General features: G+C 69.5%; 29 protein-coding genes. 17 read left to right on the top strand and 12 right to left on the bottom strand.

All coding sequences use genetic code 11. The features are described 5' to 3' along the window. Positions 1-21: 21 nt before the first annotated feature. Positions 22-801, bottom strand: a complete 780-nt coding sequence (gene qcrC / locus ACN8HC_RS07090; protein WP_490074117.1) for a cytochrome bc1 complex diheme cytochrome c subunit — start codon at positions 799-801, stop codon at positions 22-24. 55 nt (positions 802-856) lie between these two features. After that, positions 857-1519 carry an aa3-type cytochrome oxidase subunit III gene (gene ctaE / locus ACN8HC_RS07085; protein WP_490074116.1) on the bottom strand — a complete coding sequence of 221 codons (663 nt, stop codon included), beginning with the start codon at positions 1517-1519 and terminating at the stop codon, positions 857-859. Between the two features lie 192 nt (positions 1520-1711). Between ctaE and ACN8HC_RS07080 the strand changes: the two genes are divergently transcribed. After that, the gene (locus ACN8HC_RS07080; RefSeq protein WP_490074115.1) at positions 1712-2152 is read left to right on the top strand and encodes a response regulator transcription factor; all 441 of its coding nucleotides are present in this window, start codon (positions 1712-1714) and stop codon (positions 2150-2152) included. Positions 2153-2162: 10 nt separating this feature from the next. Then, positions 2163-3230, top strand: a complete 1068-nt coding sequence (gene trpD / locus ACN8HC_RS07075; protein ID WP_490074114.1) for an anthranilate phosphoribosyltransferase — start codon at positions 2163-2165, stop codon at positions 3228-3230. Between the two features lie 7 nt (positions 3231-3237). On the opposite strand, the gene ACN8HC_RS07070 is transcribed toward trpD, so the two are convergent. From ACN8HC_RS07070 to ACN8HC_RS07060, 3 genes are read right to left on the bottom strand one after another with little or no spacing between them, the layout of a single operon-like run. Further along, the gene (locus ACN8HC_RS07070; RefSeq protein WP_490074113.1) at positions 3238-3519 is read right to left on the bottom strand and encodes an Lrp/AsnC family transcriptional regulator; all 282 of its coding nucleotides are present in this window, start codon (positions 3517-3519) and stop codon (positions 3238-3240) included. 21 nt (positions 3520-3540) lie between these two features. After that, positions 3541-5295 (bottom strand): DEDD exonuclease domain-containing protein, encoded by a 1755-nt coding sequence (locus ACN8HC_RS07065; RefSeq protein WP_490074112.1) that lies wholly within the window; start codon positions 5293-5295, stop codon positions 3541-3543. A gap of 49 nt (positions 5296-5344) precedes the next feature. Beyond that, positions 5345-5941, bottom strand: a complete 597-nt coding sequence (locus tag ACN8HC_RS07060; RefSeq protein ID WP_490074111.1) for a LysE/ArgO family amino acid transporter — start codon at positions 5939-5941, stop codon at positions 5345-5347. Positions 5942-6013: 72 nt separating this feature from the next. On the opposite strand from ACN8HC_RS07060, the gene ACN8HC_RS07055 reads away from it, so the two are divergent. Genes ACN8HC_RS07055 through ACN8HC_RS07025 form a run of 7 tightly spaced genes read left to right on the top strand, consistent with a single transcriptional unit; the run spans position 6014 to position 10476 of the window. Beyond that, positions 6014-6892 carry a LysR family transcriptional regulator ArgP gene (locus ACN8HC_RS07055; protein WP_490074110.1) on the top strand — a complete coding sequence of 293 codons (879 nt, stop codon included), beginning with the start codon at positions 6014-6016 and terminating at the stop codon, positions 6890-6892. Between the two features lie 50 nt (positions 6893-6942). After that, complete coding sequence (locus ACN8HC_RS07050) at positions 6943-7161, top strand: hypothetical protein (RefSeq protein ID WP_490074109.1); 219 nt, start codon at positions 6943-6945, stop codon at positions 7159-7161. Beyond that, positions 7158-7997: a hypothetical protein gene (locus ACN8HC_RS07045; protein WP_490074108.1), complete on the top strand. Its 840-nt coding sequence runs from the start codon at positions 7158-7160 to the stop codon at positions 7995-7997. The genes ACN8HC_RS07050 and ACN8HC_RS07045 overlap by 4 nt, the downstream gene beginning before the upstream one ends. A gap of 9 nt (positions 7998-8006) precedes the next feature. Beyond that, on the top strand, positions 8007-8450 hold the full coding sequence (locus ACN8HC_RS07040) for an SRPBCC family protein (protein WP_490074107.1): 444 nt from the start codon (positions 8007-8009) through the stop codon (positions 8448-8450). After that, positions 8450-8764, top strand: a complete 315-nt coding sequence (locus tag ACN8HC_RS07035; protein ID WP_490074106.1) for a hypothetical protein — start codon at positions 8450-8452, stop codon at positions 8762-8764. The genes ACN8HC_RS07040 and ACN8HC_RS07035 overlap by 1 nt, the downstream gene beginning before the upstream one ends. 39 nt (positions 8765-8803) lie before the next feature. Next, on the top strand, positions 8804-9784 hold the full coding sequence (locus tag ACN8HC_RS07030) for an ROK family glucokinase (RefSeq protein WP_490074213.1): 981 nt from the start codon (positions 8804-8806) through the stop codon (positions 9782-9784). Continuing rightward, positions 9781-10476: an endonuclease/exonuclease/phosphatase family protein gene (locus ACN8HC_RS07025; RefSeq protein ID WP_490074105.1), complete on the top strand. Its 696-nt coding sequence runs from the start codon at positions 9781-9783 to the stop codon at positions 10474-10476. Before ACN8HC_RS07030 ends, ACN8HC_RS07025 begins: the two co-directional genes overlap by 4 nt. On the opposite strand, the gene ACN8HC_RS07020 is transcribed toward ACN8HC_RS07025, so the two are convergent. Together ACN8HC_RS07020 and ACN8HC_RS07015 are read right to left on the bottom strand one after the other, a co-directional pair. Continuing rightward, on the bottom strand, positions 10473-10970 hold the full coding sequence (locus tag ACN8HC_RS07020; protein ID WP_490074104.1) for a hypothetical protein: 498 nt from the start codon (positions 10968-10970) through the stop codon (positions 10473-10475). The genes ACN8HC_RS07025 and ACN8HC_RS07020 overlap by 4 nt on opposite strands. Continuing rightward, positions 10967-11719, bottom strand: a complete 753-nt coding sequence (locus ACN8HC_RS07015) for an alpha/beta hydrolase (protein WP_490074103.1) — start codon at positions 11717-11719, stop codon at positions 10967-10969. Before ACN8HC_RS07015 ends, ACN8HC_RS07020 begins: the two co-directional genes overlap by 4 nt. Positions 11720-11854: 135 nt before the next feature. Here ACN8HC_RS07015 and ACN8HC_RS07010 point away from each other — a divergent pair, with 135 nt between their 5' ends. Continuing rightward, the gene (locus ACN8HC_RS07010; protein WP_490074102.1) at positions 11855-12655 is read left to right on the top strand and encodes a lysophospholipid acyltransferase family protein; all 801 of its coding nucleotides are present in this window, start codon (positions 11855-11857) and stop codon (positions 12653-12655) included. A 77-nt stretch (positions 12656-12732) separates the two neighbouring features. Continuing rightward, the gene (locus tag ACN8HC_RS07005) at positions 12733-14079 is read left to right on the top strand and encodes a class II 3-deoxy-7-phosphoheptulonate synthase (RefSeq protein ID WP_490074212.1); all 1347 of its coding nucleotides are present in this window, start codon (positions 12733-12735) and stop codon (positions 14077-14079) included. A 3-nt stretch (positions 14080-14082) separates the two neighbouring features. On the opposite strand, the gene pknB is transcribed toward ACN8HC_RS07005, so the two are convergent. Both pknB and ACN8HC_RS06995 read right to left on the bottom strand, forming a co-directional pair. Continuing rightward, on the bottom strand, positions 14083-15945 hold the full coding sequence (pknB, locus tag ACN8HC_RS07000; protein WP_490074101.1) for a Stk1 family PASTA domain-containing Ser/Thr kinase: 1863 nt from the start codon (positions 15943-15945) through the stop codon (positions 14083-14085). Between the two features lie 63 nt (positions 15946-16008). After that, positions 16009-16902 (bottom strand): transglycosylase SLT domain-containing protein, encoded by an 894-nt coding sequence (locus ACN8HC_RS06995; RefSeq protein ID WP_490074100.1) that lies wholly within the window; start codon positions 16900-16902, stop codon positions 16009-16011. A gap of 177 nt (positions 16903-17079) precedes the next feature. On the opposite strand from ACN8HC_RS06995, the gene ACN8HC_RS06990 reads away from it, so the two are divergent. Genes ACN8HC_RS06990 through ACN8HC_RS06980 form a run of 3 tightly spaced genes read left to right on the top strand, consistent with a single transcriptional unit; the run spans position 17080 to position 18152 of the window. Then, positions 17080-17451 carry an Rv2175c family DNA-binding protein gene (locus ACN8HC_RS06990; RefSeq protein ID WP_490074099.1) on the top strand — a complete coding sequence of 124 codons (372 nt, stop codon included), beginning with the start codon at positions 17080-17082 and terminating at the stop codon, positions 17449-17451. A gap of 3 nt (positions 17452-17454) precedes the next feature. Further along, entirely contained in the window at positions 17455-17772 is a 318-nt protein-coding gene (locus ACN8HC_RS06985) for a lycopene cyclase domain-containing protein (protein ID WP_490074098.1), read from the top strand. Then, on the top strand, positions 17769-18152 hold the full coding sequence (locus ACN8HC_RS06980; protein ID WP_490074097.1) for a lycopene cyclase domain-containing protein: 384 nt from the start codon (positions 17769-17771) through the stop codon (positions 18150-18152). The genes ACN8HC_RS06985 and ACN8HC_RS06980 overlap by 4 nt, the downstream gene beginning before the upstream one ends. Here the strand turns inward: ACN8HC_RS06980 and ACN8HC_RS06975 are convergent. Continuing rightward, a complete protein-coding gene (locus ACN8HC_RS06975; protein WP_490074096.1) occupies positions 18088-19167 on the bottom strand; it encodes a polyprenyl synthetase family protein in 1080 nt (359 codons plus the stop codon). The genes ACN8HC_RS06980 and ACN8HC_RS06975 overlap by 65 nt on opposite strands. A gap of 101 nt (positions 19168-19268) precedes the next feature. Between ACN8HC_RS06975 and ACN8HC_RS06970 the strand changes: the two genes are divergently transcribed. The 3 genes from ACN8HC_RS06970 to ACN8HC_RS06960 all read left to right on the top strand — a co-directional run bounded on the left by ACN8HC_RS06970 (position 19269) and on the right by ACN8HC_RS06960 (position 21252). Beyond that, on the top strand, positions 19269-20174 hold the full coding sequence (locus tag ACN8HC_RS06970) for a methylenetetrahydrofolate reductase (RefSeq protein ID WP_490074095.1): 906 nt from the start codon (positions 19269-19271) through the stop codon (positions 20172-20174). An 85-nt stretch (positions 20175-20259) separates the two neighbouring features. Then, positions 20260-20697: an SAV_6107 family HEPN domain-containing protein gene (locus ACN8HC_RS06965; RefSeq protein WP_490074094.1), complete on the top strand. Its 438-nt coding sequence runs from the start codon at positions 20260-20262 to the stop codon at positions 20695-20697. 159 nt (positions 20698-20856) lie between these two features. Beyond that, positions 20857-21252 carry an SCO2097 family morphological protein gene (locus tag ACN8HC_RS06960; RefSeq protein ID WP_490074093.1) on the top strand — a complete coding sequence of 132 codons (396 nt, stop codon included), beginning with the start codon at positions 20857-20859 and terminating at the stop codon, positions 21250-21252. Positions 21253-21262: 10 nt separating this feature from the next. On the opposite strand, the gene ACN8HC_RS06955 is transcribed toward ACN8HC_RS06960, so the two are convergent. After that, entirely contained in the window at positions 21263-21742 is a 480-nt protein-coding gene (locus tag ACN8HC_RS06955; protein ID WP_490074092.1) for a DUF456 domain-containing protein, read from the bottom strand. A 97-nt stretch (positions 21743-21839) separates the two neighbouring features. After that, positions 21840-22061, bottom strand: a complete 222-nt coding sequence (locus tag ACN8HC_RS06950; protein WP_490074091.1) for a DUF7455 domain-containing protein — start codon at positions 22059-22061, stop codon at positions 21840-21842. Between the last annotated feature and the right edge of the window lie 186 nt (positions 22062-22247).

Below are 22247 nucleotides of genomic sequence, written 5' to 3'. Positions count from 1 at the left end.
AAGCGTCGTGGTGGTCGGTCATCAGGCGGCCTTCTTACCGAGCCAGACTGCGATGAAGATCAGCATGCCGATGCCGATGGTCCAGGCGAAGAGACCCTCGGGGACCGGGCCGAGGTTGCCCATGCTCCAGCCGCCCGGGCTCGCCTCGGTCTTGACGTTCATCAGGAAGGAGATGATGTCCTTCTTGTCCTGAGGGCTCAGGTTGGAGTCGTTGAACACCGGCATCGACTGCGGGCCGGTGAGCATCGCTTCGTACATGTGCCGACCGGAGACGTCCATCAGGTTCGGAGCGAACTTGCCGCGGGTCAGCGCCCCGCCGGAGCCGGCGAAGTTGTGGCACATCGCGCAGTTGACGCGGAACAGCTCGCCGCCTTTGGCGATGTCGCCACCGCCGCTGGTCAAGCTGGACGACGGGATCGACGGACCGACGCCCAGGGAGGCGACGTATGCCGAGAGCTCGGAGATCTCCTGGTTGCTGAACTGAACCGCACCGCGCTCCGCCTGCACGCCGGGCGCGGTCAGCGGCATACGGCCGGTACCGACCTGGAAGTCGACGGCGGCGGCGCCGACGCCGATCAGCGACGGAGCGTCCTTGCTGCCGGAGGCGTCCAGGCCGTGGCAGGTCGCGCAGTTGGACAGGAACAGCTTGTGACCGGCCGCGACCGCCTGACTGTTGCCGGTGGCCGCGTCGGCGTTCTTGGGAGCGAACGCCGCGTAGAGGCCACCGGTGAGGATGAGGCCGAGCAGCAACACGATCGCAATCGCTGCCGGGTGCCGGCGGCGGGCAACGAGTGAACTCACGAAGTCGTCCTGTCGTCGAGGGAGGGATGGGAGGTCAACATCGGCGCGCGGCCTGTCACTGCAGGATGTAGATCGTGAAGAACAACGCGATCCAGACCACGTCGACGAAGTGCCAGTAATAGGACACGACGATCGAACCGGTGACCTGGTGATGGGTGAACTTCTTGGCGGTGAAGGTGCGCCCGATGATCATCAGGAAGGCCATCAGCCCGCCGGTCACGTGCAGCGCGTGGAACCCGGTGGTCATGTAGAACATCGAGCCGTAGGCATCGGAGTTGAGCGAGATGCCCTCGCCGAACATGTTGGAGTATTCGAGCACCTGGCCGGAGACGAAGACGGCGCCGAAGAGGAACGCCAGGACATACCACTCGCGCATGCCCCAGCTGCCGACCTGCCAGAGCTTGCCGTCCCGGTGCGGCTTGCCGGCCTCGGCCTTGAACACGCCGAACTGGCACCAGATCGAGGAGATCACCAGAACCAGCGTGTTGCCGAAGGCGTAACCGACCTCGAGATGACTGGTGCGCTCGGTCCACAGCGGACCTGCCACGGACCGGATCGTGAAGTACATCGCGAAGAGTCCTGCGAAGAACATCAGCTCGCTGGCCAGCCACACCATCGTCCCGACTGCCGTCAGGTTGGGCCGACTGACAGGTCCGTGACCTGCCGGGATCCGGGAATCGCTCGTATGAGCCGTCGTTGCGGTCGCCACGTTGGCCATTATGGCCCCATCGGGGCAGCCGCGCGCCGCCGACCCCCTGACGAGTTCCTTTTCGTGACAGCCGAACTGCGAGACGGTGCGGGCAGGGCCGAAATGGCCCCTGCGCGCCGCACCGGGATCGGGCCGACCTCGCACCGTTCAACGTCCGGCTGCCGTCGGTGGTTCCCGCGCGGGCCAGTAGCATCTTGGCTCATGAGTGCATCCTCTGCAGTGGTTCCGGCGGGCGCGGCCAGTGCCGCCGTGCACCAGTTGACCGTCCTGCTCTACAGCGACGACATCACCACCCGCGACGCGGTGCGCCTCGGTGTGGGGCGCCGTCCGGCGAAGGACGTCGAGATCGTCAGCTGGCGGGAGTGCGCAACTCCGGCGGCGGTCATCGACGCGGTCGACAAGGAGCACTACGACCTGCTGATCCTCGACGGCGAGGCGGCCAAGCTCGGCGGGCTCGGCCTGTGCCGGCAGCTGAAGAACGAAGTCTTCGACTGCCCGCCGGTGCTCGTGCTGACCGGCCGCCCCTCGGACGGCTGGCTCGCGGTGTGGTCGCAGTGTGACGCGGCAGTCCCGCATCCCGTCGACCCACTGACCATCGGCTCGGCCATCGCCGACCTGGTCCGTCGCGGCTCCGACGCCTGAGGACTTCGGGATGGCAGCAGACGTCACCTGGCCGCGGCTGCTGAACACGCTGCTGGACGGTCAGGACCTCACCACCGCCGAGGCCGCGTGGGCGATGAACCGCATCATGTCCGGTGAGGCCACCGGCTCGCAGATCGCCGGGTTCCTCGTCGCGCTGCGGGCGAAGGGCGAGACGGTCGAGGAGTTCCGCGGGCTGGCGGACGAGATGATCCGGCACGCCGTGCCGATCGAGGTCACCGGCCGCACCCTCGACATCGTCGGAACCGGCGGCGACGGTGCGCACACCGTCAACATCTCCACGATGTCGGCGGTGGTCTGTGCCGGCGCCGGCGTGACGATGGTCAAGCACGGCAACCGTGCCGCGTCGTCGAGATCGGGCGCCGCCGACGTGCTGGAGTCGCTCGGCATCCGGCTGGACCTGACGGCGCCGGAGGTCGCCGAGGTGGCGCGCGAGGCCGGCATCACCTTCTGCTTCGCGCAGACCTTCCATCCCTCGTTCCGGTTCACGGCGCCGACCCGCAGCGAGCTCGGGATCCGCACGGCGTTCAACGTGCTCGGCCCGCTGACCAACCCGGCCGCGCCGCGCTACGCGTCCATCGGCGTGGCCGATCCGCGGATGGTGCCGTTGATGGCCGGTGTGTTCGCCGAGCGCGGCCGCAATGCTGCTGTCTCTCGTGGCGACGACGGCCTGGACGAGGTGACGGTGACGACGACCTCGACCGTGCACTGGGTCAGCGACGGCGAGATCAGCGTCCACACGGTGGACCCGCGGCAGCACGGCATCGAGCCGGCGCCCATCGACGCGCTGCGCGGCGGTGACGCGGAGTTCAACGCCGGTGTCGCGCGTTCGGTGTTCGACGGGTCGCCCGGCGCGGTGCGCGACGCGGTGCTGCTCAACGCCGGCCTGGCCCTGGCGGTCGTGGCCGCCGGTGAGGCGGACGGCCGCTTCGGCGCGCACTCCGACTTGGACGAGGCGCTGGACGCCGGTATGGCGCAGGCGCGTGACGCGATCGACTCGGGCGCCGCCGCGGCGGTCGTCGACCGGTGGGCGGCAGCGACCGAAGCAGTGCGCTCCTAGTCGTGTCCTAGTCGTCGAGGCCGATGGCGAAGGCCGCGCCGAGGTCCCGGCTGGAGTAGGTGCGGAACGCAATGTGCGTCTGCGAGTCGCGGACGCCCTCCACCTTGTTGAGCCGGTCGGCGATGACGTCGGCGAAGTCCTCGTGCTGCGCGACCTTCGCGACCGCGATGAGGTCGACATCGCCGGTGACGCTGTAGACCTCGGCGATGCCGTCGATCTCGGAGATCTCCTGGGCAACCTCCGGAATGCGGTGCACGTCCGCCTTGATCATCACGATCGCAGAAATCATGCAGTCAGCCTAGTCACCCGGTCACGCCGTGGCGCGGCGCTGCTCGTGCCAGCTGGAGGAGTCGTCGAAGCCGGGGACCTCTGCCCGCCCGATCGTGTCGTCGAGCAATGCCTGGGCACCGACCGCCCCGCCGACCGGGCAGATCCAGATCCCGTCGATGTCCACGATGCGCACCCCGGGCTGCTCCAGCCAGCGCAAGATCTTCTCCGTCTCCTCCGGGATGGCGGCGGGGATCGGCGCCTCGGGTCGCTCCACGTGCTCGGCGCTCTCTCGCAGCGCGGCGATGTAGGTCCGGGTGTCGGCACGCGGCGGGCACACCGTCGCGCCGGCGAAGCGGCCGTAGCGGACGCAGGTGAACTCCCAGCCCCCGGCGTAGGTGGGGGCGGCCGCGACGATCTCGGGGCTGGTCGCGAGCGGAGCCATGCGCTGAGCCCGTGCGGCCGCACGGACCAGCGACAGCATCCGGTCGCGCACGACCGCCGCGTCCTCGAATCGCTCGTCCGCGGAGAGCCGGTCGAGGCGCGCGGTGAGTGCGCCGAGCACCTCGTGGCCGTCCCCTTGCAGAGCGTCGGCCACTCGCCGCGCCACGGCGGCATAGTCGTCGGGCGACTGCCGCCCCTCGCACGGCGCACCGCACCGGCCCATCTCGGCGAGAGCACAGGCCGTGCCGGTGCCCTTGCCCGACAGCCGGTGGGTGCACTGCCGCAGCGGCACGACCTCGTGCACGGCGGCAGCGGCCTGCTCCGCCGCGCCGCGAGTGCCGAACGGCCCGACGTAGGTCGCGCCGTCGTCCTTGACGGACCGCACGATCGACAGGCGGGGGAAGGGCTCCGCAGTGAGTTTGAGCCACATTGCCCGCTCCGGATGCCGGGACCGGCGGTTGTAGCGCGGCTTGTGCCGGGCGATCAGCCGCAACTCGCGCACCTGTGCCTCTAGCGTCGTCTGGCAGACGATCGGCGTCACCGATGTCGCGAGGCGCACCATCTCGGCCATCCGGCTGCGCTGCTCGCTCGCGGTGAAATAGCCCCGCACCCGTCGCTTGATGTCGATGGACGTGCCGATGTAGAGCGGCTCGCCGCGCTCGTCCTTGAAGACGTACACGCCGGGTGCCGACGGCAGGTCGTCGGCAAGGAACCGCTTGCGGCGCTGCTGCGGCGTGACCCTCGAGGTGTAGGACCGCAGCTCCTCGAGAGTGTGCACTCCGAGGTTGCCCACCCGCTCGATGAGGCCGTGCAGGACGTCGACGGTTGCCTGCGCGTCGTGCAATGCGCGGTGGTCGGGGGTCACGCGGGTGCCGAAAACCCGTGCCAATGAAGACAACTTGTGATTGGGGGCTTCGTCGCGAGTCACCAGCTGCCGAGCCAGGTGCACTGTGTCGAGGACCGTGTTGCCCGGCCAGGCCAGCTGCAGCCGCTCGCAATTGACCTTGAGGAAGGTGATGTCGAAGCGCGCGTTGTGTGCGACGAGCACGGCGTCCCCGATGAACTCCAGGAAGGCCGGCAGTGCGGCACCGATGCGGGGCGCCAGCGAGACCATCGGATCGGTGATGCCGGTCAGGACGGAGATGAACGCGGGGATCGGCTCCCCAGGGTTGACGAGAGTCTGGAATTCTCCGAGCACCTCGCCGCCCCGGACCTTGACCGCGCCGATCTCGGTGATCTGACACTCGGTCGCGCTGCCGCCGGTCGTCTCCAGATCGAGCACCACGAACGTCACGTCGGCCAGCGGGGTGCCGAGGTCGTCGAAGGTCGACTGGATCGGTGCCGGCATCGTCATACCGACGAACGTAGGTGCGGGGTATGACAATCCGGCCCGAGGCGCGCCGTCAGCCGAGGATCAGCAGGGCCGCGACGGTCACCATGATGCAGCCGATGAGGACGTCGAGCACCCGCCAGGTCGCCGGCCGCCGCATCAGCGGCGCTGCCAGCCGCGCGCCATACCCGATCGTCGTGAACCAGGTGATGCTGCCGAGACATGCGCCGAGCGCGAACCACCACCGCGCCAGCGCCCCCTGCTGGTTGGCGATGTTGCCGAGCATCAGCACGGTGTCGAGATAGACGTGCGGGTTGAGGAAGGTGATCGCCAGCGCCGCACCGACGACCGAACCACGGGTGACCGACGGCCGGGCATCGAGCGTGTGCGGGTGCCCGGCGGTGCGGAACGATTTGATCCCGAACCACACCAGGTATGCCGCGCCGAGCCACTTGAAGGCGGTGAGCACGGTGGCATGACTGCGGATGACCGCTCCCACTCCCGCGACACCCGCGGTGATGAGCAGCACGTCGCCGGCGATGCAGATCAGCACCACGGTGCCGATGTGCGAGCGGGTGAGGCCCTGACGCAGCACGAAGGCGTTCTGGGCGCCGATGGCGACGATGAGGGACAGGCCGGTGAACAGACCGGTGAACAGCGGGGCGAGCATGATGCCGCCAACCTACGGGTGAGGGCGGGTGCAGTCCAACGAATGATTCTCATCGATGATTAGCATTGCTTCATGCAGGACGATCAGTTGCAGACCCTCGTCGCAGTGGCCGACGAGGGCACCTTCGAAGCTGCGGCCCGCCGGTTGCGCATCACCCCGTCAGCGGTGAGCCAGCGCATCCGGGCATTGGAGAGTGCTGCGGGCGCGGTTGTGGTGCAACGAAGTTCGCCGGTGCGGCCGACCCCGGCAGGCGAGATCCTGTTGCGTCTCGGCCGGCAGCGTGCCGCCCTGGAGAACGAGGCGCTCGACCAGCTCGGCCTGCGCGACGGCGGAGTGGAGGAACTCGCCCTGGCCGTCAATGCCGATTCGTTGGCGACCTGGTTCCACGACGTCCTCGGCGCCGTCGCCACCTGGCCGGACGTCGCCCTCCGGTTGCGCGTGGAGGACCAGGCGCACAGCAGCGCGCTGCTGCGGTCCGGTGCCGTCGTGGCCGCCGTGACGGCCGATCCGGTTGCCGTCCAAGGATGTTCCGTCGTCCCGCTGGCCCGGATGCGATACCTGCCGATGTGCACTCCGCAGTTGCGGGAGCGCTATCGCAAGGGCCGGGCCGTCGACCTCGCCGCGATGCCGTCGGTGCGGTTCAACGACCGTGACGACCTGCAGCAGGAGTTGTTGCGGAGGCGCGGGATCGCAGGTCCGCCGACCGTGCACGAAGTGCCCTCGTCCGAGTCGTTCGTCGCGGCGGTCGCGGCGGGGCTCGGCTGGGGGATGGTGCCGGTCGCGCAGGCGCGGGAGTTGCTGGACGCGGAGCGGCTGGTGCCGTTCCTGCGTGAGCACATCGACGTGCAGCTCTACTGGCAGGCCTGGCGGTTGCGGACCGAGCGCCTCGACCGGCTCACGGAGGTCGTCGAACGAGCTGCGAGGAGGGGCGCTGTCACACGTGGGTTCTAGCGTGCCTGTCGACGGTCGGAGACCGGCCACGACGAGGAAGAGGTGATGACATGCGGATCGACTGCGATTCGTGCCCGGCACGCGAACGGCGGTGCGCCGAGTGCATGGTGACGGCGTTGCTGCAGCTCGCCCCGCTGGAGCAGCGCCTGGACGCGGACGAGCGGCGGGCGGTCGACACGCTCGCGTCGGCCGGCCTGATCACGGCGCAGGAGGCGGTCTCGGCCACCGCGCGGATCGAGCCCTGGGACCCGCTACGGTCGACCGGGTGAGCTCCGCCTCCCGATCACCGGTCAGCAGGCGTATGGCGTGCTGGATCGGCGTGTCGGGGGTGGCCTCCGTGCTCGGCGGGTGCACGCCCGCAGGTTCGCCGGCGCGGGCGACCTCAGCGGCGTGGGCGGGCGCGGCGACGGTCCGCCAGGGGCAAGTCGTCGTCACCGGGACGGCCGGCCCGGCGCGGCTGCGCGAGGTCGCCGCGGACGCGGGAGTCGCGGTGTCACGGGTCCGGCAGGTCTGGGGTGCCGCCGTGCTCCGGGGCCGGATCCTGATCGAGGTGCCGGCGACCGAGGCGCAGTTCCGCGCTCGAGGCGGCTCCGCCGAGGGCGGCGCGCAGCTCGCGGCGACGACCACGCCCGACGGGCGCGTCCTGCTCGCACCGTCGCTGTTCCGGGAGGTGACCGCGGAAGGACGAGTCGTCGTGCTCACCCACGAGCTGACCCACGTGGCGTTGCATCAGGCGTCGCTGGCGGGGGTCGCCCACTGGATCATCGAGGGCTCCGCCGAGTTCACCGCCTACCACTTCAGCACCCTGAGCCCGGCACAGCTGTCGCCGCAGGTCGCCGCAGCGGTCCGGGCCGGGCACGGTCCGACCGGGCCCCCGGCCGACGCGCAGTTCGCCGCGCGTCCGGCGGCGGCATACCAGCAGGCGTATGTGTGGTGCCGCTTCCTCGCCGACCGCTTCGGACAGGCGCGCTTCGTCGCGTTCGTGCGGTCCGCGGACGCGGGACATCGGGATGCCTTCGCAGGTGCATTCGGGACGAGCATCGGCGCGCTGGCTGCGGCCTACGCACGCTTCTTGCGCACCGAGTTCGGCCGGGCGGGCGGGTAGGCTCCCCGCATGGCTGACCGCACCAAGTCCTCCGTGACGATCAAGGCCGCACCCGCCGAGGTGCTGGACGTCATCGCCGACTTCGACGGCTATCCCGAATGGACGGGCCAGATCAAGGAGGCCGAGGTGCTCAGCGAGGACGAGCAGGGCTGGCCCGACCAGGTGCGGATGACGCTGGACGCGGGCGTCATCAAGGACACCTACACGCTCGCGTACAGCTGGGACGTCGCGGAGGACGGCACCGGCGTCGTCTCCTGGCAGTTGGTCAAGTCCAGCATCCTGAAGTCGCTGGACGGCGTCTACCGGTTGACCGGTGGCGGCGAAACCACCGACGTCAGCTACGAGCTGAGCGTCGACCTCAGCATCCCGGTGATCGGCATGCTCCGGCGCAAGGCCGAGAAGACGATCATCGACACGGCCCTGAAGGGCCTGAAGAAGCGCGTCGAGAGCTGATGGCCGCCGACGAACACGAGGAGACCTCCGTCGCCGACGAGGCCGCCAAGCTGGCACAGGCGTTCTCTACCTGGGCCGGTGCCGGCTCCGAGCGCGTCGACGGCGAACCGACGGGTTGCGGCTGTTCCCACGGCGACTCGGTGGAGACCGTGTGCCGGATGTGCCCGGTGTGCCGGGCCGCCGGTCTCCTGCAGGCGGTGCAGCCCGAACTCCTCGACCGGGTCGCCGACCTGCTCAGCATGGTGGCCGGAGGTCTGCATTCGGCGGCAGAGCAGCGTCGCGCGGCCGACGGTGAGCCGGGTGGCGAGGACTGACGTGGAGAACCGAGCCAAGGAGCGGAGCAGGTGACCGAGCTGGAGTCGGCGCTCGCCATCGGGATCGACATCGGTGGCACCAAGGTCGCCGGCGGACTGGTCGATGCCGCGGGCAGCGTGATCGATCAGGTGCGCCGCGACACGCCACATCGGACGACCGAGCCGAAGGTCGTCGAGGACCTCATCGTCGAGGTGGTGCAGGAGCTGCGCAGCCGCACCGACGCCCACGTGGTCGCGGTCGGCATCGGTGCGGCCGGTTTCGTCGCGGCGGACCGGGCGACGGTCGTCTTCGCACCCCACCTCTCCTGGCGGCACGAACCGCTGCGGGACGCATTGCTCGCGCGTCTCGACATACCGGTCTTCGTCGACAACGACGCCAACGCCGCGTGCTGGGCCGAATACCGCTTCGGCAATGTCCGAGGTGAGTCCCACGTGCTGATGGTCAATCTGGGGACCGGCATCGGCGGCGCCATCGTCGTCGACGGTCGCATCCAGCGCGGCCGCTTCGGCATCGCCGGAGAGTTCGGGCACATGCAGGTGATGCCGGGCGGGCACCGCTGCGAGTGCGGCAACCGCGGCTGCTGGGAACAGTACGCCAGCGGCAATGCACTGGTCCGGGAAGCGAGGTCGCTCGTCCTGGCCGGTTCGCCGCTCGCCCACGACCTCGCCGACAGCGTCGGTGGCGACCCCCGGCAGCTGACCGGACCGATGATCACCGAGGCGGCTCGGGCGGGCGACCCGACGGCGGCGGAGCTGCTCGCCGAGATCGGCACCTGGTTGGGCACCGGTCTGGCCAACCTGGCCAACGCGTTCGACCCGGGAGCCTTCGTGATCGGTGGCGGGGTCAGTGCGGCGGGGGGCATGCTGCTCGACCCCGCCCGCGACTCGTTCCGGCGGCACCTGGCCGGTCGCGGTTACCGGCCGGAGGCGCGGATCGTGCAGGCCGCGCTGGGCAACGAGGCCGGTTTCATCGGTGCGGCGGACCTGGCGCGCACCTCGGTCACGGCGGAGAGCGCGTGAGTACCCCTGCGGAACACCGGATCCGGGTGGCGTCATACAACGTCCGCGGGCTGAAGGACGACCGCGCGGCGGTGGTCGAAGTCATCGGGCGCATCGCGCCCGACGTGCTCTTGCTGCAGGAGGTGCCGCGGCACCCGCTGTCCGGACATCGGATCGCCAATTTCGCCGACGCGCTCGGACTCACCTGGTTCGGCGGCCAGCGCTTCCGCATGAGCACCACCCTGATGACCAGCCTGCGCCTCGACGTCCTCGACGCACACCACGGCCCGCTCCCGGTGCGCCGCTTCGACGAGCCGCGCGGCTACGGGACGGCGACCGTCCGGCTGCCCGGTCACCGCCCGATCGTCGCGTGCAGCGTCCATCTCTCGTTGCGCGCCGCCGACCGGCTGCCGGAGGCGCGGGCCCTGCTCGGTGCCGCCGACGCCGCGACCCCGATGGTGCTCGGGGGAGATCTCAACGAGGAGCCGGCCGGCCCGACGTGGCGTTTCCTGGCCGGCGAGCTGACGGAGGTCTCCGCAGACGCGCCGACTTTCTCCGCCCGGCATCCGCACAAGCGGATCGACGCGATCTTCGCCTCCCGGGAGTTGAACGCTGCGGTGCCGGACCTCGAACTGCCGAGGACCCTGCTGGCGGCCGCGACCGATCATCTGCCGATCGTCGTCGACCTCGACCTGAGTTCTTTGTCGGACTAGAGCACGGCGCCGTCGTCGTCCGGGTCGTCGTCGCGGTTCTTCGGCGACCGCATGACGAGCTGGACCACGCCGGCGACGAAGAGGGCGCACGCGAGCACCCACCACAGGGATTGCGCGTAGCGGTCGAAGAAGAACAGATAGAGCAGCCAGAGCGGGCCGCCGACGAGGCAGCCGATCATCGTCCAGAAGCCGATGTCCTCCTCACCGCTCGGAAGTGGCCGTGGCGGCGCCGGCACGAACGTCTCGTCGTCGTCATCGAGCAACGACGCCGAACCGCTGGGCGGCATCCGCCACTGTGCCGGAAGCTCTGCTACCGGCTGCGCGGATTGGTCCTGCCCGCCTGCCGGATCCGGCTCCGTGCCGTCGCCGGTCTCGTCGTCCCCGTCCGGGCCGTCCCACGCGGCTTCGTCGGACTGCAGTTGCGCGACGATCTCAGCAAACCGGCGATCGATGTCGGTCTGCTTCTCGGGCTCCTCGCGGCCCTCGAGGCTCATGACGCCTCGGTCACGCGATGGATGAACTGCACGGTTTCATCCTCGATCAGCTGTGCATCGTTGTCGAGGGTTGCGACGTGGTAGCTGTCGTGCAGCAGGACCTCGGTCTTGTCGGTGCTCGAGACGCGGGCCAGCAGCAGCGCCGAGCACTCGGGCGGCACCACGTGGTCGTCGGGCGAGTGCAGCAGCAGCAGCGGCTGAGTGATTTGTGGCAGGTCCCGCGTGACCTTCTCCCACATGCGGCGCTGCGACTGGAGCGCCCGCAGCGGCGTGCGCTCGTAGGCCAGCTCGGACACCCCGGGCTTCTTGATGTCACCGGCGATCGAGGCGATCGACGGGACCACGTGCTGCAGCACCGGGAGCGCTTTCAGCCGGATGTCGCGCATGACGTATGCCGGGTTGATCAGCACCAGCCCGTTGATCCCGTGCGGGTACTTCTGCGCAGCGAGCGTCGCCAGGGTGCCGCCCATCGACATACCGACCGCGATGACATGGTCACAGCGCTGGTGCAGCTCGCTGTATGCCGCGTCGACCACCGACCACCAGTCGATCCAGCGGGTTCGGTTGAGATCTTTCCAGTGGGTGCCGTGGCCGGGCAGCCGCGGCAGCCGGACGGTGAAGCCTTCGTCGGCGCAGCGGCGGGCGATCGGCAGCATGCTCTGCGGCGTCCCGGTGAAACCGTGGCACACGAGCACACCCGTGCGCGACCCATCGTGGGCGAACGGTTCGGCTCCGGGCAGCACGTTCATCGTCGTTCCTTGGTGCGCGTCGCGAGTGGGAGTGGGCTCGGGATCATCCTTCCACCTCGGCGGCGTGCGCGGGCATGCTGCCGTATCCTGCACGAAACCTGACCTATTGGTTCGCCGCAGCGCGAAGGAGACCCGGTGTTCTATTGGCTGCTCAAATGGGTGCTCCTCGGCCCGTTGCTCAAGGGCATCTTCCGGCCGACGGTCGAGGGCGCGCAGCACGTGCCGGAGGAGGGCCCGGCGATCCTCGCGAGCAACCATCTGTCGATCGCCGACTGGCTCTTCATGCCGCTGGTCATCCCGCGCCGAGTGACGTTCGTGGCGAAGGCGGAATACTTCAACACGCCTGGTCTCAAGGGGCGCCTGCAGAAGGCGTTCTTCTCCGGTGCCGGCCAGGTCCCGATCGACCGGTCCAGTGGGACCGCAGCCGCCGGCGCGCTGGAGACCGGTCTGCGGATCCTGCGCAAGGGCGAGCTGTTCGGCATCTACCCGGAGGGCACGCGGTCTCCGGACGGGCGCCTCTACAAGGGCAAGACCGGCATCGCGCGCATCGCGCTGGAGTCGGGAGCTCCCGTCATACCGGTCGGCGTCATCGGCACCGATGTCATTGCACCCCAGGGCAAACTGTTCGGCCGGATCATCCGGCCGCACGTGCGGTTCGGCAAGCCGATCGACTTCTCCCGCTACGACGGTATGCAGGACGACCGCTTCGTGCTGCGTTCGGTCACCGACGAGGTGATGTACGAGATCATGCTGCTCAGCGGTCAGGAGTACGTCGATGTCTACGGCGCCTCGGTCAAGAAGGGCCTGACCCAGAAGGCCAAGGAGATCGGCGGGGGAGCGGCGGCCCTCGCGACCCACGCCAAGGACCGGTTGCAGCACCTCAAGGACGAGAAGGCGGAAGCCGGCGAGGAGCGGGCGGACGCAGAGTCCCAGTAGGCAATACCGTGTCCGGCGCACCCATCGCGCGCCCGTACCCTTGACGGGTGAGCACGACGACTCCTGACACCCCCACCATGCACCGTCTGCTGGCCGAGCAGGTCGAGTGGCGCGAGCTGCCTGCCCTGCAGCAGCCGCGGTGGCCGGACGTGGACGCGGTCCGTCAGGTGCGTGCCGAGCTCGCCGCCGCTCCGCCGCTGGTCTTCGCCGGCGAGTGCGACGTGCTGCGCTCGCGGTTGGCGGCGGCCGCCGTCGGTGACGCGTTCGTGCTGCAGGGCGGCGACTGTGCCGAGCGCTTCTCGGAGGCGACGGCGGACAACATTCGGGACCGCGTCAAGACCATCCTGCAGATGGCCGCCGTGCTGACGTATGGCGCGAGCACGCCCGTGGTCAAGATCGGCCGGCTGGCCGGGCAATACGCCAAGCCGCGCAGCAAGGACACCGAGACCCGGGGTGACGTGACGTTGCCGGCCTTCCGCGGCGACATCATCAACGACTTCGATTTCACCCCGGCGTCACGGACACCCGACCCCCAGCGCCTGTTGCGCGCCTACCATACGGCGTCGTCGACCCTGAACCTCGTGCGGGCTTTCACCACAGGCGGTTTCGCCGATCTGCGGCAGGTGCACGAGTGGAACCGCGGCTTCATCGCGAACGCCGCCTACTCGCGTTACGAATCGATCGCGCGGGAGATCGACCGGGCGATGAAGTTCATGCTCGCCTGCGGCGTCGACTTCGACTCGACCCCGTTGTCCGGTGTGGAGTTCTTCGCCAGCCACGAAGCGCTGCTGCTGGACTACGAGCAGCCGCTGACCCGCATCGACTCGCGCACCGGCAACCCCTACGCCGTGTCCGGTCACTTCGTCTGGGTCGGCGAACGGACCCGGCAGCTGGACCACGCGCACGTCGACTTCGCTGCGCGCATCCACAACCCGATCGGCGTGAAGCTCGGCCCGACGGCCGACCCGGCCGAGGTCGTCCAGCTCATCGACCGGCTCGACCCCGAGCGCCGGCCCGGCCGGTTGACCTTCATCACCCGGATGGGCGCCGGCAACGTGCGGGACAAGCTGCCTGCGATCGTCCGCCGGGTCACCGAGACCGGCGCGCAGGTGGTCTGGATCTGCGACCCGATGCACGGCAACACCTTCGAGTCCTCCACCGGCTACAAGACGCGCGAGTTCGACGACATCATCGAGGAGGTCCGGGGCTTCTTCGAGGTTCACCGCGGCCTCGGCACCGTCCCGGGTGGGCTGCACGTCGAGCTGACCGGCAACGACGTCACCGAGTGCCTCGGCGGCAGCGAGAAGATCATCGACGCCGACCTGGAGAAGCGTTATGAGACCGCCTGCGACCCGCGGCTGAACCACCAGCAGAGCCTCGAGCTGGCCTTCCTCGTCGCGGAGATGCTCTCCGCCCACCGCTGAGACTCAGACCACGTCGATGGTGATCGTGCTGCCCTTGGGCGCCTGGGTGTCCGGCTTGACCGACTGACCCTGGACCTGGAACAGCACCGGCAGCAGCAGCGGGTAGCTGGTCTTCACCTGGAATCCGAGGGACTCCAGTTTGTCCTTCGCGGCGCCGGAACTCATGCCGATGACCTTCGGCACGGTGACCATCACCGGCCCCTTCGAGACGACGAGCCGGATCTGGTCGCCCCGGTGGCCCACGCCACCGCTCGGGTCCTGGCTGATGATGTCGCCCGCCGCCACCGTGTCGCTGTGCTGCGCCGGACCGAAGGTGACGGTGAAGCCGGCGTCGGTGAGCTGCTGCTGCGCGTCGTTCTTGGGCATCCCGGTGACATCGGTGATGTCGATCGGCTGCTTGCCCTTGCTGATCACCAGGTCGACCGCGGTCCCGCGCTGCTGGGTGCTGCCCGGGCTCGGGTCGGCGGACAGCACCTTGCCGGCGGGAATCGTCTCGTCATACGCCGTCGTCACCGCGCCCACCGTGAGGTGCGCTCCGCGCAGTGCCGCCTTGGCGGCCGACTCGGACGCCCCGACGAGCGACGGCACCGTGAAGCGCTCCGGCCCCTTGGAGACCGTGAGGGTGACGGTGGAGTTCTTGCGCAGGTCCCGGCCGGCGCCCGGATTGCTCGACATCACGACGCCTTTGGCAATCTTCTCGGAGAAGATCTGCCGGACCTTGGCGTGCAGCCCGACGTCTTGTATGGCGCTCACCGCGCGACCCTGCTGCACCCCTGCCACGGTCGGCACGGCGACCTCACCCCACGGGCCTCGGGTGAACGCCCAGCCGGCGCCACCGGCGATCACCAGGACTGCGACCAGGATCGCCGCGATCCACGGCCCGCGACGTCGGCGGCCACGGGTGATCGGCGGGGGACTGGGCCGCTCGAGGTGCCGGGTGCGGTCGCCGGCCAGCGGACCGGTGACGTGTGCCGCCGAGCCGCCGGCGGTGCCGGTGACGGGTGTCGCCTCGAGCAGTTGCGTGCTCAGCCGGGTCCGCACCGCGCACAGTTCCTGGAGCATCGCGCCGGCGTCGGGTGGCCGTTCGTCGGGGTTCTTGGCGGTCGCCCGCATGACGATGCCGTCGACCTCGGTCGGCACCGACGGCACCGCGTCGGACGGCCGGGGCATGGTGCCGTGCACGTGCTGGTAGGCGACGTTGATCGGGGATTCACCGGGAAACGCCTTCTCCCCGGTGAGCATCTCGAAGAGCAGCAGCCCCGCGGAGTAGACGTCGCTGCGCTCGTCGGCACGGCCTCGTTCGACCTGCTCGGGGGCGAGGTAGGCAGCAGTCCCGAGCAACACGTCGCTGTCCCCGGTGACGGTGTCGCTGGTGACCGCGCGGGCGAGCCCGAAGTCGGCGACCTTCACGGCGTGCTGACCGATCAGGACGTTCTCCGGTTTCACGTCGCGGTGGACGAGGCCGGCGCGGTGTGCGGCGTCGAGCGCCATGAGGATGCCCTCGGTGATCTCCAGCGCCCGTCCGACCGGCAGCGGGGCGTCCCGCCGGATCAGCTGCCGCAGCGTCTGCCCGCGGACCAGCTCCATCGCCAGGAAGACGTAGTCCTCGTCGACGCCCTGGTCGGTCACCGCGACCACGTTGGGATGGGTCAGCCGTGCGGCGGAGCGTGCCTCCCGGCGGAAGCGCGCCACGAAATTGTCGTCCCGGGCCAGGTCCGGCCGCATGATCTTGAGGGCGACCTCGCGGTCGAGCCGCTCGTCGAGCGCGACATAGACCGAACCCATGCCGCCGTCCGCGAGGTGCTCGCGGATGACATATCGCTTGTCGATCGTGCGACCGACGAGCGATGGTGCGGATACTGACACGCTCAAAGTCTACGAACCTCGTGCTTCAGCGCCGGCGACGGCGCGCCATCGGCGACTCCTCCGTCAGAGACGATGCATCAGGGCCCGGACGTTCCGGATGTACCGCCGCGTGTCCGGATAGGGTCCGTGCTCGCGCATGGCGCCGAGCCCTTGGTAGTAGCCGCCGATCGCCTGGTTCAGGTCTTTCGCGTTGCTGGTGAGGTAGCGCAGGATCGCGACGCCGGCGGTGACGTTGTCGTGCGCGTCCATCAGGTTGAGCTTGCGACCGACCATCGCCGAGGCCCATTCCCCGGACTGCGGCATCACCTGCATGGCGCCGATCGCGTTGGCGGGTGACACCGCGCGCTGGTTCCAGCCGGATTCCTGCCACCCGATGCCGAGCGCCAGCTTGGGGTTGACGCCGTAACGCCGGGCGGTCTTCTCGATGATCTTCTTGGTCTGGGTCCGCGTCGGCACGTGCCGACGCGCCAGTGCTGCCCGGGTGGCCGCCACCCTGGCGGCGAGACGACTCGCCCTCGACTTCCTGGCGGTCGTCTTCTTGGGGGTCGTCCGGTGTCTCGGCGTGGCCTTCGAGCGCCGGTGGTGGCGGCTGGTGGCCTTCCGGGTCGTGGTCTTCCGGCTGGTGTGCGTTGCCGAGTGGTGCGGAATGCGGATCGTCGAGCCGCTGAACACGAGGTTGGGATTGCCGAAGTGGTTGACCTTGATCAGCGCGCTGAGCGACACGCCGTAGCGCGCCGCGATGGCGGTCAGGTTGTCGCCGGGCCGCACCCGGTAGGCCGACGTCCTGCGCACAGCCTTCTTCGCGACGTGCGTCGTCCGGCGCGGATGCAACTTCGGCGATCTCGACTTCTTGGGTGCTGCGTGGCGGTGCGCCTTCTTCTTCGCACCGTGAGTGTTGGCCTTGGCATGGATGGCGTGCGCCGTGACGAGCGGTGCGCCGGTCGTGAGGGGTGCCATGGGTCTCCTTCGCCGTCGGGCAACCGCGGGCGCGAGTGCCGAATGTGGCAGCTGGGGCAGATGTGACGCCTAGCTAAACTAGTGCGTACCGGCTCGGGGGTGGCCGACCCGCGGGCGGCAGGCGTGTCGGAACCGCCCGGCCGGGCAGCGGAACGGCCGGGCTCCTAGACTCGGCCCGTGGCTGATGCGGCGAGTGATCTGGAGACCTTGGTCGGGGAGTGGCTGTCGATTCCCGAGCTGGGAGACGCGCTCGGCCTGACGCAGCGCCAGGCGCGCCGGCTGGTCGACGACAAGGTCGTCCTCGCGCATCGGGTCGGGCCCAACAACGCCCTGTGCGTTCCGGCGGCCTTCGTCGAGGACGACCACCTGCTCACCGGCATCGAGGGGACGATCACGGTGCTGCTCGACGCTCGGCTGTCGGACGTCGAGGCGCTGGAATGGCTCTTCACGGTCGACCCCACCTTGCCGGTCGAGGGCTCGCCGGTCACCATGCTGCAGGCGCACCGCAAGGCGGAGGTCCGTAAGCGGGCGGCCGAGCTCGCCTTCTAGCTCGTGCGCTACCTGGCGTATGCCGCGGCGCTCGTCGCGTGCCTGGCGGTGACGACGCCCCTGGTGCCCGCCTTCCGACTGCAGCGCGTGCGCCGAGTCGGGCTGGTACTGGTCGCCATCGGCTGCGCTGCGGTCCCGTTCGTCAGCTGGGACGTGCTGGCCACGCGCGCCGCTCAGTGGCACTTCGATGCCGCGCAGGTGCTCGACGCACGTCTGCTGGGTCTGCCATTGGAGGAGTGGGCGTTCTTCCTGGTCATCCCGTTCGCGGCGATCGCCTGCTATGAGGCGGTCGGGGTGTTGCTCGACCGGCGCGGCGGATGACCTACACGGCGCTCGCAGCGGTCGCGGTCGTCGCCGCGCTGCTGCTCGACCTCGTCGTGGTCCGCACTCGCGTCGTCCTGACCCGGCAGTGGTGGATCTCGTACGCGATCTGCTTCCTCGGCCAGCTCGCCGTCAACGGCTGGCTGACCGGGCGGCGCATCGTGACGTATGACGGCACGGCCATCCTGGGCACGAATCGACCACAGTTCCTTGGCAATTGGCGGATCTGCTATGCCCCGGTGGAGGACATCGGTTTCGGCTTCGCGCTGATCCTCGTCACGATCGTCTCGTGGCGCTCGTGGTCCGCGCCTCGGCTCACGACGAGCGTGCGGTGGAGATGTCGATCAAGTCGAGCAGCGCGGCGCGTCCGGCGTCGGTGAGCTCGGCCGCATCCAGGGCACGACGAGCCGTATCCGCCTGGGCGGTGATGAGTTTCTCGGTCTGGTCGACCGCCCCCGAGCGGACGCACTGCTCGCGCAGCCAGGCCAAGTCCTCCGGTGAGACGGCGGGGTCGCCGAAGGCCGCCTGGAAGCGGTCCCGGTCAGTGGGCGCCAGACCCTCCAGCGTGAAGGCGATGAGCACGGTCCGCTTGCCCTCGCGCAGGTCGTCGCCGGCGGGCTTGCCGGTGCGGTCCGGATCCCCGAACACGCCCAGCAGGTCGTCCCGCAGCTGGAACGCCTCCCCGAGCGCCAGACCGTAGTCGGAGAGGGCGGCCAGCGTGGCGTCGGCGGCTCCCGCGCAGGAGGCGCCGATCAGCAGCGGCTGCTCGACGGTGTATTTCGCGCTCTTGAAGCGAATGACCTTGCGGGCTCGGGCAACGCGTTCGCTGGTCGGCAGGTCGTCCCAGGTCTGCGCGGCTTCCACGACGTCGAGATACTGTCCGCCCATCAGCTGGGTGCGCATGGTGTCCAGCACTCGCCGGCCGCGCGCGAGCTGGTCCGCAGGCAGGCCACTCGTGGAGTAGACCTCGTCGGTCCAGTTCAGGCACAGGTCGCCGGCCAGTATGGCGCCGGCTTCGCCGAACCGGTCCGGATCACCGGCGAGCCCCCGCTGCCGATGCACCTCGGCGAGCCTGCGGTGGGCCGACGGCATACCGCGCCGGACATCCGAGTCGTCCATCACGTCGTCGTGCAGCAGCGCTGCCGCCTGGAACACCTCGAGCGAGGTGGCCGCGCGCACCAATTCGTGGGAGTCCGCGCCGCCCGCCGCGCGGTAGCCCCAGTAGAAGAAGCCGGCGCGCAACCGCTTCCCGCCGCTGAGCAACGCGAAGACCGCGTCGAGCAGGTCGGCCATCTCCGGGCCGAGGGGGGCCAGGATCGCCGCCTGGGTCCGGCGCTCCTCGTCGAGGGCGTGCTGGACACGGGCGCGCAGGTCGTCAAGGTCCGCGGTGGGCACGACGGTGGTCCCTTTCCAATGCTGACCGCACGGGCGCAGTCGGTGTACCGGATGGTGATCTGTCGAGCGTAGTCGGCATACCGATCCGTAAGCTGACTGGCATGACGACGCGCCACGACCGGTCCGCGCGCCCGATCCCGGAGCTGCTCGCCGAGGACGGCCCGTCCTTCAGCTTCGAATTCATGCCGCCGCGCAGCGAGCGCGCAGAGGCGGTCCTCTGGAATTCCGTGCGCCGCCTGGAGCAGCTGCACCCGACCTTCGTCTCGGTGACGTATGGCGCGGGCGGCTCCACCCGTGACCGGACCGTGCGCATCACCGGGCGGATCGAGCAGGAGACGACGCTGCGGACGATGGCGCACCTGACCTGTGTCGGTTCCTCGGTGGCCGAGCTGCGGCGCGTCGTCGGGGAGTATGCCGCGGTCGGCATCCGCAACGTCCTGGCGTTGCGCGGCGACCCGCCCGGCGGCCCGTCGGCGGTCTGGCGGGCGCACCCGGAGGGGCTGGATCACGCCGACAAGCTGGTCGCACTGGTGCGGTCGCTGGGCGATTTCACCGTGGGGGTCGCAGCCTTCCCCGACAAACATCCGGAGTCGGGTTCGCTGGAGCAGGACGCCGACACGCTGGTCCGTAAGGCGGAGGCCGGCGCCGGCTTCGCGATCACCCAGATGATCACCGACGTCGACGCCTACCTGCGACTGCGCGACCTGGTCGACCGCCGGGGCTGCACGATGCCGATCATCCCCGGGCTGCTCCCGGTGACGGCGCCCGGACAGTTGCAGCGGCTCACCGAGCTCAACGGTCAGCCGTTGGCGCAGGACGTGGTGGACCGCATCGCCGCTGCAGGAGACGACCCGGAGGCGGTTCGCCGCGAAGGCATCGCGATCTGCACCGAACACTCGCAGCGACTGTTGCGCGAGGGCGCGCCGGGTCTGCACTTCATGACCATGAACAAGTCGACGGCGACCCTGGAGGTCTTCGCGAACCTCCGCCAGGGCAGCCTGGTCTGACTGGCCGCCGGCCGTGTCGGTGGCGATTGCTAGCCTCGAAGAGGAGTCGAACAAACATTCGACCAGTCGCTTCGAGGAGGACCGCATGTCAGCTCGCCCCGTGTCACCCGCTCCGGTCGCCGGCACCGTGCTCGATCTGGTCGAACGCACTCGCATCGGGCTGTTGCAGGCATGTCATGCCGAGACCGCCGAAGAGCGTTACCGGCTCGCGCACCTCGCGGCATTGCGAGCCGCGGCGGCGGTCCTGGCCGCCGACGCCCGCCGCAGTCCACGGTCAGGCCCGCGCAACGTGTGGGCCGTGTTGCCGGCCGTCGCGCCGGAGCTGGCCGAGTGGGCGCAGTTCTTCGCGGGCACCGCACGGCGGCGCAGTCGGATGGAGCGTGGTGAGTCGATCATCTCGACACGGGAAGCCGACGACCTGGTGCGGCAGGTCGAGGCGTTCCTCGAGCTGGTGCTCGGCCACCTGGGGCTGCCCATGGTGGAGTCGTTCACCGCGTGCGTCGCGCCGACCACGGCGGGCTGACGGACGGCCGCAGACCGCTGTCCACAGCGGTTTTGGGACGGTAAGGACGTGGGCACCTACCGTCACGTATCGTGGCGAACTATCCTGGGTAAATCAGTCGGGGATAGCCGGCGGACCGGTCGCTGCGTGGTGGCGACCGTCGGACATTGGGAGGTCAACGTGCCGCTTTCGGAGCACGAGCAGCGCCTACTCGACCAGATGGAGCAGGCGCTCAAGGTAGAGGATCCCAAGTTTGCGTCACACATGGTCGCCCATCCGGGCCGCAGCCGGCTCCGGCGCCGCATCGCCGTCGGCGTCTGCGGCCTCGTGGTCGGCCTCGCACTGGTGATCGGTGGTATGGCGACGGCACACGTCTGGCTCGGTGTCGTCGGTTTCGTGGTGATGGTGGCGGCCGCGGCATACGCGTTCAAGCCGGTGAGCCTCCGCGATTTCGGCACCGTGCAGGACGACGGCTCCATCAGCAGCGCACATCCCAAGCGGCAGACGCGCAGCAACGGCAGCTTCATGCAGCGCCTCGAGGAGCGCTGGGACCGCCGCCGCGGCCAGGGCTGGTAGGGCTTCGCCGTCACGTCAGCACGACCCCGACGACCCAGATCCAGGACACCAGGACCGCTGCCGCCAGTTCGATGCCGATGCTGGTCAGCACCGCTGTGACGGCTGCCTTGGTCGCCACCCACGCGCGCCGCGAGTCGCGGAGCCGGACCTGCTCGGCGGCGAACACCCCGACCGGGAAACCGACGAAGAGCCCGACATACGGGATCACCAAGAACCCGACGGCCGCGCCCACGAGCCCGGCGAGTTTGGCCACGGCCGGCACACCGGCTTCCTTGAGGCGACGGTTGGGCACGAGGAACTGCACCACCCAGCCGACGGCCGCCACCAGCACGCAACAGCCGAAGACCGTCCACGACACCGCGGTGCCGACGTGTGACGCCCACAGCAGCACGCCGGCGAGGCAGAGCAACAGACCCGGCAGGACCGGGACGACCAGGCCGAGGATGCCGACGAAGATCATCAGTCCGGCCAGCACGGTCACAGCGTCCACGGCGGAAACCTAGCCGACGGCCGTGCCGTCAGGTATGCCGAAGGGCGGCGCACCGCCATCGCGGTGCGCCGCCCTTCGCGCGTCTGCTGGGTGGGGATCACACTTCGATCGTGGACTCGCTGTGCAGGCGGTCGGTCTCATCGATCACTTCTTCAGCGACCTCGCGCAGCTTGTCCAGGTGCTCACGCCCGTGGTGGGCGCAGAAGAGCAGATCCTGGCCGGAGCCGAGGCGAGCACGGATGAAGGCCTGTGCGCCACAGCGGTCGCAGCGATCGGATGCGGTCAAGGTTCGGGCAACTGCAGTAGTCACGGTCTTCATCCTCTCGTTGCGGGTCTCCCTCGGTCACCCGGGGGTTTCCGTCGTCGAAGTAGTCAACAGTCAATCACGTGAAGGGATTCCCGGCGAAACAAATGCACGGCGTGTGGCGTCCTTCACAAAGTCGTGACGTTGCGACGATCCTCCGGCCGCTCCCGGTTCCCGAAAACGGGCGGCTGCGCCGTGAGC

The sequence above is a fragment of the Flexivirga sp. YIM B11880 genome (genome assembly GCF_058148645.1).
Note: the sequence above shows the minus strand (reverse complement) of the source record. Positions and strands in the feature narration are given on the sequence as shown.

Bases quoted from the DNA above. Each gene is read 5' to 3' on its own strand.
- ctaE (WP_490074116.1), bottom strand. From the start codon at position 1,519: ATGGCCAACGTGGCGACCGCAACGACGGCTCATACGAGCGATTCCCGG.
- ACN8HC_RS07080 (WP_490074115.1), top strand. From the start codon at position 1,712: ATGAGTGCATCCTCTGCAGTGGTTCCGGCGGGCGCGGCCAGTGCCGCC.
- trpD (WP_490074114.1), top strand. From the start codon at position 2,163: ATGGCAGCAGACGTCACCTGGCCGCGGCTGCTGAACACGCTGCTGGAC.
- ACN8HC_RS07070 (WP_490074113.1), bottom strand. From the start codon at position 3,519: ATGATTTCTGCGATCGTGATGATCAAGGCGGACGTGCACCGCATTCCG.
- ACN8HC_RS07065 (WP_490074112.1), bottom strand. From the start codon at position 5,295: ATGACGATGCCGGCACCGATCCAGTCGACCTTCGACGACCTCGGCACC.
- ACN8HC_RS07060 (WP_490074111.1), bottom strand. From the start codon at position 5,941: ATGCTCGCCCCGCTGTTCACCGGTCTGTTCACCGGCCTGTCCCTCATC.
- ACN8HC_RS07055 (WP_490074110.1), top strand. From the start codon at position 6,014: ATGCAGGACGATCAGTTGCAGACCCTCGTCGCAGTGGCCGACGAGGGC.
- ACN8HC_RS07050 (WP_490074109.1), top strand. From the start codon at position 6,943: ATGCGGATCGACTGCGATTCGTGCCCGGCACGCGAACGGCGGTGCGCC.
- ACN8HC_RS07040 (WP_490074107.1), top strand. From the start codon at position 8,007: ATGGCTGACCGCACCAAGTCCTCCGTGACGATCAAGGCCGCACCCGCC.
- ACN8HC_RS07035 (WP_490074106.1), top strand. From the start codon at position 8,450: ATGGCCGCCGACGAACACGAGGAGACCTCCGTCGCCGACGAGGCCGCC.
- ACN8HC_RS07020 (WP_490074104.1), bottom strand. From the start codon at position 10,970: ATGAGCCTCGAGGGCCGCGAGGAGCCCGAGAAGCAGACCGACATCGAT.
- ACN8HC_RS07015 (WP_490074103.1), bottom strand. From the start codon at position 11,719: ATGAACGTGCTGCCCGGAGCCGAACCGTTCGCCCACGATGGGTCGCGC.
- ACN8HC_RS07005 (WP_490074212.1), top strand. From the start codon at position 12,733: ATGCACCGTCTGCTGGCCGAGCAGGTCGAGTGGCGCGAGCTGCCTGCC.
- ACN8HC_RS06995 (WP_490074100.1), bottom strand. From the start codon at position 16,902: ATGGCACCCCTCACGACCGGCGCACCGCTCGTCACGGCGCACGCCATC.
- ACN8HC_RS06980 (WP_490074097.1), top strand. From the start codon at position 17,769: ATGACCTACACGGCGCTCGCAGCGGTCGCGGTCGTCGCCGCGCTGCTG.
- ACN8HC_RS06970 (WP_490074095.1), top strand. From the start codon at position 19,269: ATGACGACGCGCCACGACCGGTCCGCGCGCCCGATCCCGGAGCTGCTC.
- ACN8HC_RS06965 (WP_490074094.1), top strand. From the start codon at position 20,260: ATGTCAGCTCGCCCCGTGTCACCCGCTCCGGTCGCCGGCACCGTGCTC.
- ACN8HC_RS06950 (WP_490074091.1), bottom strand. From the start codon at position 22,061: ATGAAGACCGTGACTACTGCAGTTGCCCGAACCTTGACCGCATCCGAT.